Below are 11,236 nucleotides of genomic sequence, written 5' to 3' on the forward strand. Positions count from 1 at the left end.
TGAATATATTATCCTAGAGATTTCTGTATCAATCAAAGCCTAACGGCTGTTCAGCTTCGCATTTCGGCCGTTTTGCTCCGCAAAACCGGCCGTTGGGACGCGCCATATGCATTCAACATTGGAATTCAAAAGGATGATGACTCTACCGAGTTCTTCTTCGGCGTATTTGGGATTAGATTGCAACTTTTTTCGATATTTTTTTATTTTTTCTGGGGAAATGGATTTTTCATTAAAAGTGTTTATAAATTTTATTGTTTGTTTGAGTAAGTTTCGATCATGTATATTTTGCGCTGTTTTACCAATACCAACGAGAAGACTGACAACAGGAATGCTTTTATAAATGCTTTCGTCAAGCAAAGAATCAATTCCTAATTCGGCCATCTCGGAGCAAGCATCGCTCAATGTGGGATCAAATAAAGTTGTTTCAAATGCTGGTACAAGTTTGTCCATGTTTTTCCTCCTATTTTATTGGCTTGTTCAAATTCTTAATAAGGTTATCACTCAATTCCGGTGATGACATTTTGGCATATCTCTGGGAGGTGTCCAATTCCGGATAGTTATATCGCCAGTTATCGTATTCTTCCTGGCTGATCTCTCCGGATTCCAGTTTTGCAGCCATTTGCTGCCATGCATGAAAAGGCTCGAACAGATGCTGATATTCTTTGTGCTCCCGGTCAAGTCGGAGGCAGAGTTCTCCGTCAATTTCTCCGATCTTAATGCCATACATATCTTCCAGTGCAAAGAGGGTGTGCATGAGACCGAGATAGGAGTCAATGTTCGGAACATTGATGGCTCTGGTGTTGACATCGAAGATCTGTGCCATTTCTTTGACCAGATCAGCTTTAGGGGTTCTGGCTTCTGTCTCGTACTGCGCTACACGGACATCCGAAGTCTTTCCAAGGAACCCAAGAAGTTCGCCAAGCTCCTTCTGTTTCATACCTTTTCTGTTTCTGAAATATTTTATACGTTTTCCAAATGCCATAGGGATCTCTCCTTTTCCTGAAATCTTTTATTCAATTTTGAATATAAGTTCCTACGGTGGTGCAATGAATAGGAACTGGTGGGTAACGATATTTGTTTAAATCAGTATAGCATATGGAAAAATAAGACGCAAGAAAAACTTAAACAAAAAAATTTAACTACTGATGTTCAAACCACTTGACTTAACGGAAAAGAGTTAATATAATACGGTTAAAACTTAACTAAATAAAGTTAAGTTAAAGAAAATTTGAAAGAGAGGTTGTATAAGGCGCCTTGAAAATTTGGATAAGTAGAGGGGTTTTTCCTTGAAGATGATGTGGAAGGAGGTGAATGGAATGTCTGAATTAAAGAATGGATTTCTGACTGCGGAAGAGGTAATGGATATTTTACAGGTCAAGCAGTCAAAGGCATACCAGATTATCCGCCAGCTGAATAAAGAACTCAGCGGAATGGGACTGATTACAGTGCCGGGGCGTGTGGATGCCAATTATTTCAAGAAAAAGTTGTTTTATGAAGAAAAATAGGAGGTACTTAAGATGGCTGTATATCAGGAAAAAGACAAAGGTACATGGAGAGTGGTGTTCAGGTACACCGATTTTACCGGGGAAAGAAAGCAGACGCAGAAACGTGGCTTCAAGACCAAACGGGAAGCGACTGCATGGGAACATGAGATGATGCTCCGAAAAGGAAATAAGCTAGATATGACGTTTGAGAGTTTTTATGAGATTTATTCCGAGTATAAACGTCAGAGGGTGAAGGAAAGTACATTAGAGACGAAAAGTCACATTGTGCGGACAAAAATCCTTCCTTACTTTGGAAAACGGAAAATCAACGAGATTACCGTGGCAGATGTGATTGCCTGGCAGAATGAGATGATGGCATACCGGGATGAAAAGGGTAAACCATATTCTGTGGATTATCTGAAAACGATTCAGGCACAGCTTACAGCAATTTTCAATCATGCAGTCAACTATTATAATCTGCCCTGCAATCCGGCAAGACAGGCAGGAAGTATGGGAAAAGAGGTTCCGAAGGAAATGAAGTTCTGGACAAAAGAACAGTATCTGAAATTTGCCGAGGCAATGATGGACAAGCCCAGATCCTATTATGCCTTTGAGATGCTGTACTGGACCGGAATCCGGGAAGGGGAGCTGCTTGCACTCACACCGGCAGATTTTGATTTTGAAAAACAGACGGTGCGGATCAATAAAACGTATCACCGGATGAAAAAGAAGGACATTATTACTTCGCCAAAGACAGCGAAAAGTAACCGGATCGTTGTGATGCCGGAGTTTCTCTGTGAAGAGATACAGGATTATTTTCAGATGTATTATTCGCTGGCACCGGATCAGAGGATCTTCCCATTTTCCAAATCTTATCTGAAACATGAAATGGAACGGGGATGCAAAGAGACAGGAGTTCCGGTTATTCGAATCCACGATCTTCGCCACAGCCATGTTTCCCTGCTGATCCACATGGGATTTACTGCACTTGCCATTGGAAACAGGGTTGGACATGAAGCAGAAAAAATCACGTACCGGTATGCACATTTGTTCCCCACGGTACAGACAGAGATGGCGAATAAGCTGGATGTGGAACGGATGGAGAAGGAGGATGAAATCTGATGGAGAGAACGTTAGACGCGAAAGGACGATGGAGAAACCGGACGGTGGGATTTCGGGTATCCGAGGAGGAATCAAAAATGATTGACCGCATGGTGGCATTATCCGGGCTTACAAAACAGGAGTACATCCTGAGAAAGCTGATGGGTTGGGAAGTGACTGTGCAGGGAAATCCGAGAGTGTACAAAGCTCTGAAAAATCAGATGCAGCAGATTTTCGATGAACTGAAGCGGTTGGAAGTGTGCAGTGAAGAAAATGAAGAACTGCTTCAGACCATCCAGATGGTTGCTGTGACATTGAATGGGATGAAGGAGGAGCCGCACCATGTGGAATCCCCGGAACATCCTTAAAAAAGAAAATGTCCCTGCTGGTAACAAGGACATTTCTAAAGCTCATACAAACTTATGCAGGCTCTGGTAAAGCCTCATAGACAAAGTCTCAATCCTTACGGGAGAAGTCTGCCTATACGCATATAGCTTTATGTGTAGTATAGCAAAGTTCTCCTGTAACGGAAAGAGGGAAAATTACAGAATTTGATTACAAAGGATACAGGAGGATGGAACATGAACATTTTTCAGAAAGTGAAAGAACGTGTCACCGCAAGGCAGGTGGCAGAGAAATATGGGTTAAAAGTCAGACAGAACGGGATGGCGTGCTGTCCGTTTCATAATGATAAACACCCAAGTATGAAGATAGGCCGGAATTATTATTGTTTCGCCTGTGGAGCAAAAGGCGATGCAGTCAATTATGTGGCTATACTGTTTGGCTTATCCCAGTTCGAAGCAGCGAAGAAGATCAATGAAGATTTTACACTGGGAATTTTAATCGGAAAGCCAGAGGCAAAAAGAAAACAAAATTCAGGAGTTAATAAAAAAGAGAAGGTTCCAACAAAAGAGGAAAGGATTCGATTTGTTCGAAAGAAAATTGATAAATGGGTAAAGGATGCTACGAATGTATTGCTGCGGTATCTGCGATGGATGGAATTCTGGAAGAAATTTTACAAGCCGGAATCTATGGAAGCGGAATGGAATCCGTTATTTGTTGAAGCCTTACAGAATGAAAGCAAGATCAGTTATCTGGTGGACATGCTGATGTTTGGAACGGATGAAGAGGTTCTGGATTTTTCCAGAACGGACGGGAGGAGGTGAAGCGGTATGAACAGAGAGTTGCAGAATATGAGCGAGGAGTCCTTGCAGAATTTAGAGGAGATTGTGGAAACGGAGCTTCTGACAGTGGAGGATATCAGAAATCGTCTGGATGTCACAGAAAAGGGGAAAATCCGGCAGTCCATTCAGAACTGCAAATATGCGTTGGAGCATGATCCATGTCTGAAAGGAGCCATCTGCAGAAATGAAATGACGTGTCAGATTGACATCATGAAGAAAATGCCATGGAAAAGACGTGGCGTCCATATGACCGATACGGACATGAACAATCTGGCTTTATATCTGGAAAAGAACTATGGATTGACCAGTGACCGTGTAATCACAAAGGCAATCGATATTGTGGCAAATGAAAACAGCTTCCATCCGATCCTGGAATATCTGGAGAGCCTGAAATGGGATGGGACTCCAAGAATTCAGCATATGCTGACACATTTTTTCGGGGCAGAGGATATTGGATATACCGGGGAAGTGATGAAGATGCACATGATGGGAGCCATACGCAGGCTGTATGAGCCGGGAGCAAAATACGACATTATGCTCTGCCTGGTCGGCGGGCAGGGAACCGGAAAATCTACGTTTTTCCGATATCTGGCAATCAAAGATGAGTGGTTTACGGACGATATGAAACGGATCGATGATAAGAAAGTTTATGAGTATCTGCAAGGACACTGGATTGTGGAAATGTCAGAAATGAATGCGGTGGCAAATGCCAAGAGCATTGAAGAGACGAAATCCTTCCTGAGCCGGCAGAAGGATATTTACCGGATTCCCTATGAAAGACGGGCAGAGGACCGGTATCGCCAGTGTGTATTTTGTGGTACTTCCAATGACCTGAATTTCCTTCCATTTGACCGTACTGGAAACAGGAGGTTTGCTCCGGTCAGGGTATTTCCAGAAAAAGCGGAAACTACCATTTATGAAAATGAAACGGAATCCAGAGCCTATATTATCCAGGCATGGGCAGAAGCAATGGAGATCTACCGAAGTGGAAATTATCCGCTGACCTTTTCACCGGAGATGGAAGATCACGTTAAGCTGCTTCAAAGAGAATTCATGCCGGAGGACACTCAGACAGGAATGATCCAAGCATTTCTTGATTCGTATGAAGAGGATTATATCTGTTCTACGATTATCTATCAGCAGGTATTTCATCAGGAAGGCATCGTTCCCAAGTGGCAGTCAAAAGAAATCGGGGATCTGATGGACAATGAGATCATCGGTTGGACAAAACATGGCAATCACAGATTCGGTGGTGCTATCGGTACACAGAGATCGTGGAAACGGATTCAGCCGAAAAAAGATGAGGAAGGATTCATGAAAGTGGATGAAAACATGGAACTTCCCTTTGATTAAGGATTACTTTTAAAATGTTTTGAGCCCTGTTCACAGGTTTCTGTTCACAAATATCCGGGTGAAATGTGAACAGGAAAGTGTGAACAGGAGCAAAAAAACTTTGAAAATAAAGCAGAAACGATAGACAGCCCGGATACGGGCATCAATGAAAATGGCGGATACGCCAATTAGAAAAAATCAGCCATCAGAAGAGATAGATTAATCCGGGTATGACAAAAAGAGCCCTCGGCGATTGAGAGCGAAATACACCCATCGCACAAGCTAAAGCTTATGCTCTGTGTCTTTCGTCCTCCCGGAGGGCCTCGCAGGGGCGGGTTTTGCCTTGCTAAAGTATTCTATAAAAGCGAATAGATGTGGTGATTTCTGATAGTAGCGTATCCGCCGGAAAGGAGGAAGTGTGAACAGGCGAAATCATAGTTTTGTGATGGAAAGCAAGCTGCATGATGTAAAAGATAGAGTGGATTATATCAGCAGCCCCAAGCGGCAGGAAAATCTGTATGCTGTCTTTTCCAATGTGGAGGACAGCTACTGGGATCTGCTTGCGGAACAGAATCAGCGAGATTTTGCAAAAAGCGGAACAGAGGGAACCTGCATTGAAGCCAGAGAGCTGATTATTATGTTACCGCCAAGTCTGATCGATTATGACCATGAGATTCTGCTGAAATATATGACATCGAAATTTCTGGAAAAGTATGATGTGGGATGCTGTGCGGCATTACATCACAATAAGAGCAAAACTAATCTGCATATTCATCTGATCTTTTCCGAGCGGGAAATCCGGCAGGAAGTGGAACGGAAAATTGCAAGCAGAAATATGTTTTATAATGAATCTGGGAAGCATGTACGGACGAAAAAGGAGATTCTTGACGAGAATGGGAATGTCCGACCCGGATGTAAAATCATCAAAAAAGGGGAAGTCTATGAGACGAATTTCTTCCAGCCAAAGAAAGAAGAATTTAAGACCAATGCTTTTCTGGAGAATATGAAACAGGTAATGACGGATGCGATTAACGGGATTGTAAAAGATGAAAATGAGAAGCTGCAGGTATTTCAAAAAGGCGGTCCTTATCTTGCTACCAAAAAGATAGGGAAGAACAATCCGAAAGAAGCAGAAATCAAAGCGGATAATTATCTCCGGCAGGAATGGAACCGGAATGTAGATCGGGCATTACTTACAGGTGCAGCAGAAGTAGAAGTGATGATGGCAAAGCAATCACAGATTGATGAACCGGTGGCAGAGTCGCTCCGGGAACATGGGCAGGATCCAAAATTATTTACTAGGATTCTTCAGAAAGCAGTCGGATACCTGAGAGGATTTGTAGAATTTCTGCGGGAGACGAAATACTGTGATAGAGATTCGGACGGCAATCCATTGCTTGATCATGATGTGAGAATTGACATTACGCCAGAACCACTCCCGGCAAAACCGAAAGGAGAGCGTCCTTCCTCGGAAAAACAGGAAGCTGAGGTTATGCGATTGCAACAGATCCTTAATAAGATGAAAAAGCAGGAACAGAAGATTTATGCTATTGAGAAAGCAATCGTGAAGCTGGAAAAAGATCTGAAGGAAGTGAAAAAGAAATGGTTTCACCGAAAAGAGCAGAAGGAACTGGAAGGAAAGATTGAGACTAAGAAAGTACAGCTGGAAAAGGCAAAGGTTACACTGGATTTGCTTCCGGCTCAGTATGGATATCAAAATGCACTGGAAGTTACAAAGGCTATGAAGTTTGCAAAATCGGAATTAAAGAAAGTTCAGCTGGCTCAAAAAGCATGGGATGCACCGGAACCAGAATCGGAGAAGATGTATCTGAGGATTCCGGCGAATGTGCAGAATGTGGAGAAACAGGGAATGCAGAAAAGCACTGGACAGAAAAGGAGTATTCATGAACGATTGGAGGAGAAAAAACATATCGTGGAGCAACAAACAAAGAGGAAGCAGAGAAATGGAATGGAACTATAACTCGTATATATTTGGAGAATATGACTGATAAGCGAAACCCTGGATGGCAGAATAAAAACTGTTGATCCAGGGTTATTTGTTGTAGGATAAACCATCAAATATTGTATTGAAATCGGTATGAAATATTTCAGCCAGGGCAATGAGTTCGCTGATTTTTATATTGTAAGTACCAGCTTCTATCTGAGAGTAAATGCTACGAGTGGTTGGAAGATTGCGTAACTGTAATTGTGCAACTACCTGTTCTTGTGTGAGATTAGCTGTAGTTCTTAAATTTCGTAAATTATTTCCAATGGAAACATCACTGATTTGTCGTAGCTTTTGCTCCATAAATAATTCATACCTTTCATTTGCATCATTGTGCTTGTGCTTATATTGATTTTACTTTAAAAATTTTCTATAGTTGCAATGTATATATTGCAAAAAAAGGAGAATAGGGGCATGTTCAAGAGACGGATATGGATATTGTGTGTAATCGTGGTATTGATTATTATGACGAAACATTTTGGGGAATCAAAACCAAAGGCAGATTTAGCAATGAAGCCAGATGTGGTTAGTAGTATAAGCATAAATCAAGATCAGTACCTCACAGTAGTTGCAAATCGAAGTAGGATTGAAGATAAGGAGGAATTTGCAGATTTACTGATTCAGATGTATAAAGAAAATTCATTTCAAACAATTAAATTTTCTAGTGATATAAGGGGTATGACCAGTGTGAATATGAGGGTGTATCTTCAGAGGAAAGAAATAGAAGGACACGAGCCGGTAATGATAGTACAGTATGGAAAAGGAGTCGGCAATTTGTGTACATCAGAACGGATTATAGCGATTGAATATTAGTGGAAAATGTATGAAGGAAAATGTTAAGTAAGATGAAATAGAATCAGAGATGGTGTATAATAGATGTTAACATAGAAATACAGATTAATTATGTTCTGGAAATAAGGGAAGTCACAACTAAGATAAATTTGTAGATTTTTGGAGAAAAAGATAATGAAAGATTACATTGAAGTAAAATCAAATGGAAGAGTTAGAGCAAAAAAAGGAACGAATACGAGAACTCCATACCATCATCAAAAAGATGCTATGAGAAAACTTAGCATTATAAATGAGGAAAAGTCATTTAGTACATTGGTTGTATTACCTACTGGTGGCGGAAAAACATATACTGCTTCCACATGGCTGTTAAAAAATGCGATTGATCAGAAAAAGAAGATTTTGTGGATTGCACATAGGCAAATGTTATTAGATCAGGCAGCAGAGTCATTTCAAAAATTCGCATATGCAGAAGTGATGCCGCATATATCAGAATTTACATATCGTATTGTGTCAGGTTCTTCAAGTCATGATAGAAGTATTGATATCACAGCAAAGGATAATATTTTGATATTGAGCAAAGACAGTATTGGTAGAAATCTTGATAGACTTGATTGCTGGCTTAAGGGTGAAAAAGAATTATTTGTAATTGTGGATGAAGCACATCATTCCACTGCGAAGACTTATAGAAGAATCCTTGATTATGTGAAGCAAAAAGTCGAAAATGTAAAATTGATCGGGCTCACAGCAACCCCGTTTAGAACATCTGAGAGTGAAGCTGGTCTTTTGGCTCAGATTTATAAGGATGGTGTAAATGATAAAGACCAAGTAGTAAAGAATGATTTGGGTATTACATATCAAATCGGGTTAAAGGATTTGATTAATAACAGAATTCTATCTAAACCAATATTTGAAAGTAATTTTACGGATGAAGATTATGGTGAAGAGATTGGATTAGATGCACTTGAAAGAATTCAGTATTTGGATGTTATTCCTGATGAATTGGCAGACCGAATGGCACAGAGTGCAGTTCGTAACAAATTGATAGTTGATACCTATTTGAAGAAAGCAAATGAGTATGGTCAGACAATTGTGTTTGCAGTAAGTATTGCACATGCGATTGTATTGAGCAAATTGTTTAATAATGCAGGTGTTGCCGCGGACTATGTAATTTCAAGTGTGAAAGATGCTGTTACAGGAGTGACTGTATCTAGAGAAGATAATGAAAGAAAATTACAGGATTATCGAGATGGTAAGTTGCAAGTGCTAATTAATGTAAATATTTTAACAGAAGGTGTAGACTTGCCACAGACGAAAACAGTATTTCTGGCAAGACCAACAGTGTCAAAAATTTTGATGACGCAGATGGTTGGTCGTGCATTAAGGGGGACAGCTGCAGGGGGGACATCAGAGGCATATATTGTTTCCTTTGTAGATCAGTGGAATGAGCACATTTCCTGGTGTAATCCGGAGAGCATCTTTGGTGGTGACGGAAAATTCTCTGATGATACAAGAGATTACGAAAGACGAGACATCAATTTGATTGCCATTTCAAAGATAGAAGAATTTGCATCTTTATTGGACGAAAATGTGGATACAACAGCTTTGGAAAAAGCACCGTTCATTAGTAGAATTCCGATTGGAATGTATGCTTTTTCATATTTACAAGACAATGGCATGGATTTGTCGTATCAGGTAATGGTGTATGACAGTACAAAGGAAGCATATAAACAGTTGATGTTATCGTTATCAACTTTATTTGCTGAGTATGGAGTGGATGAAGAGTATCCTAGTGTGGAGATATTAGAGCAGATGGAGGAACACTGCCATGATACATTTTTCTGTGGTGAAATGATTCCGCCATATGAAAAGAGAGATGTTATTAATATACTAAAGTATTATGCTCAGTATGATGCAGTTCCAGCATTCTATACATTTGATGAGGTAGATGCTAGTAAACTTGATGTTTCTAAGATTGCACAACATATTTGGGATGAGGATATGGGAGCAAGAAAGAAAGCAGAATACACAAATGAACTGTGGAACAATTCAGATGAAAATATGCTTAAGATGTTCTTTGGTCGTAAAACATATTTCTTGAAGCAATTAGATATTGAAATTATGAAGATTGCAGGCAATTATGATGAAGATGAGGAAAATGTAACATATGGAGTTCGACAATTAGAAGATATGTCTCTTAGTGAGATTAGAAAAGTACGTCCTGATTATGAAAAAGAATTACGGGACGAAGCCTTTGAAAAATCCAAGAACAAAAAGGGATTGTATGAATGTGCTATCTGCCATATGACTGCATCCAATCGTATTCCGTTTCAGGTTGATCATATTGTACCAATGAATCAAGGTGGAAAAACAAAATCAGAAAACTTGCAGATTTTATGTAGAAAATGTAATGGAACAAAGGGAGATAAATAAATGAGATCCTTTCTGTATTCGCCAGGTTATTTGGCAGAAATTATATATGATTTGGACTTGTCGGATCAAATAGCGAATAATTTATTGGTGCAGATTTGGGAAACAGAAAAATGTTTTTTATTTGCAGAGCATCAGAGAAATAAGAAGAAGTTTATTAGAGATGTAATGGATGAGACAAACTATTTGTTTCACTGCGTGGATATAGATGCGGAAGCGAATGCTGTGAATCGTGATTTAGCTGCAATTGGAGCCGATGAATTAGAATATGATGCGGAAGACTTTGATTATATTAGCAAGATGTTTATAGAAATGCGATTGAAAATGCTGTTTATTGGCAATCAGGATTATATTCGTATGAAATTTAGAACATTACTGGAACGATATGGGTATAAACGAAGAACTGCAGCATTGCTAACCTATATGCATAAATGTTTGTATTTCTATCATATTGAAACATATCTGCGGGATAATACGCCGTGTAATATTGAAGATGTTAAGCTGGATGATATGATTACGTTTCGTGTGTTGGAGAATAAACGGTCGTTGCTTAAAAACAATACTGAATGTTGCGAAAAAATAAAACCGGACCAGCTCGTGAGGACAATGCCGATTGTGACAATGAGTTCTTCAAGAATGGAGGTTACACTTGGCGATGAAAAGAAAATATGCAGTTTGTATGCACTTAAGCAAGTAAATGGTGAGGTAGAGTTCGAATTGTGTGGCAGGCATTTTAAGGTGGCTGTTTTATCAGGTTCGATACGTGAAATATTAAAGTGAAAATAGATTGATCCAGTATACTAGTGTGTTGACATACTGATATATAATCAAATTAAGCTGGTAAATACAGCCGTTTTGATATATACTAAAAAAAAACGGCGGTGATCCCTATGGCAAGACCTAGAAAATAT

The 11,236-nt window shown here is 39.8% G+C and carries 12 protein-coding genes; 9 read left to right on the forward strand and 3 right to left on the reverse strand.

The genetic code is table 11. The features are described from left to right. Positions 1-39: 39 nt before the first annotated feature. Positions 40-450: a hypothetical protein gene (locus ACTNB3_RS17125; protein ID WP_441027127.1), complete on the reverse strand. Its 411-nt coding sequence runs from the start codon at positions 448-450 to the stop codon at positions 40-42. Positions 451-460: 10 nt separating this feature from the next. Beyond that, entirely contained in the window at positions 461-982 is a 522-nt protein-coding gene (locus ACTNB3_RS17130) for a helix-turn-helix domain-containing protein (RefSeq protein WP_441027129.1), read from the reverse strand. A 334-nt stretch (positions 983-1,316) separates the two neighbouring features. Between ACTNB3_RS17130 and ACTNB3_RS17135 the strand changes: the two genes are divergently transcribed. The 6 genes from ACTNB3_RS17135 (at position 1,317) to ACTNB3_RS17160 (ending at position 7,082) form a co-directional block, all read left to right on the forward strand. Then, on the forward strand, positions 1,317-1,505 hold the full coding sequence (locus tag ACTNB3_RS17135; RefSeq protein ID WP_087175032.1) for a hypothetical protein: 189 nt from the start codon (positions 1,317-1,319) through the stop codon (positions 1,503-1,505). Positions 1,506-1,517: 12 nt separating this feature from the next. Further along, the gene (locus ACTNB3_RS17140) at positions 1,518-2,606 is read left to right on the forward strand and encodes a tyrosine-type recombinase/integrase (RefSeq protein WP_441027131.1); all 1,089 of its coding nucleotides are present in this window, start codon (positions 1,518-1,520) and stop codon (positions 2,604-2,606) included. Then, positions 2,606-2,953 carry a plasmid mobilization protein gene (locus ACTNB3_RS17145; protein ID WP_441027133.1) on the forward strand — a complete coding sequence of 116 codons (348 nt, stop codon included), beginning with the start codon at positions 2,606-2,608 and terminating at the stop codon, positions 2,951-2,953. The genes ACTNB3_RS17140 and ACTNB3_RS17145 overlap by 1 nt, the downstream gene beginning before the upstream one ends. A gap of 213 nt (positions 2,954-3,166) precedes the next feature. Continuing rightward, positions 3,167-3,751: a CHC2 zinc finger domain-containing protein gene (locus ACTNB3_RS17150; RefSeq protein WP_441027135.1), complete on the forward strand. Its 585-nt coding sequence runs from the start codon at positions 3,167-3,169 to the stop codon at positions 3,749-3,751. Positions 3,752-3,778: 27 nt separating this feature from the next. Continuing rightward, on the forward strand, positions 3,779-5,122 hold the full coding sequence (locus ACTNB3_RS17155; protein ID WP_441027147.1) for a VapE domain-containing protein: 1,344 nt from the start codon (positions 3,779-3,781) through the stop codon (positions 5,120-5,122). A gap of 397 nt (positions 5,123-5,519) precedes the next feature. Next, positions 5,520-7,082 carry a MobA/MobL family protein gene (locus ACTNB3_RS17160; protein ID WP_441027137.1) on the forward strand — a complete coding sequence of 521 codons (1,563 nt, stop codon included), beginning with the start codon at positions 5,520-5,522 and terminating at the stop codon, positions 7,080-7,082. 72 nt (positions 7,083-7,154) lie between these two features. On the opposite strand, the gene ACTNB3_RS17165 is transcribed toward ACTNB3_RS17160, so the two are convergent. Continuing rightward, complete coding sequence (locus ACTNB3_RS17165) at positions 7,155-7,409, reverse strand: helix-turn-helix transcriptional regulator (RefSeq protein WP_441027139.1); 255 nt, start codon at positions 7,407-7,409, stop codon at positions 7,155-7,157. Between the two features lie 111 nt (positions 7,410-7,520). Between ACTNB3_RS17165 and ACTNB3_RS17170 the strand changes: the two genes are divergently transcribed. The 3 genes from ACTNB3_RS17170 to ACTNB3_RS17180 all read left to right on the forward strand — a co-directional run bounded on the left by ACTNB3_RS17170 (position 7,521) and on the right by ACTNB3_RS17180 (position 11,105). Next, positions 7,521-7,919 carry a hypothetical protein gene (locus ACTNB3_RS17170; protein WP_441027141.1) on the forward strand — a complete coding sequence of 133 codons (399 nt, stop codon included), beginning with the start codon at positions 7,521-7,523 and terminating at the stop codon, positions 7,917-7,919. Positions 7,920-8,072: 153 nt separating this feature from the next. Continuing rightward, on the forward strand, positions 8,073-10,328 hold the full coding sequence (locus ACTNB3_RS17175; RefSeq protein ID WP_441027143.1) for a DEAD/DEAH box helicase family protein: 2,256 nt from the start codon (positions 8,073-8,075) through the stop codon (positions 10,326-10,328). Continuing rightward, positions 10,329-11,105 carry a hypothetical protein gene (locus ACTNB3_RS17180; RefSeq protein WP_441027145.1) on the forward strand — a complete coding sequence of 259 codons (777 nt, stop codon included), beginning with the start codon at positions 10,329-10,331 and terminating at the stop codon, positions 11,103-11,105. Positions 11,106-11,236: the final 131 nt, after the last annotated feature.

Source organism: Bariatricus sp. HCP28S3_D3, from assembly GCF_052065755.1.
Classification (GTDB): Bacteria; Bacillota; Clostridia; order Lachnospirales; family Lachnospiraceae; genus Allocoprococcus.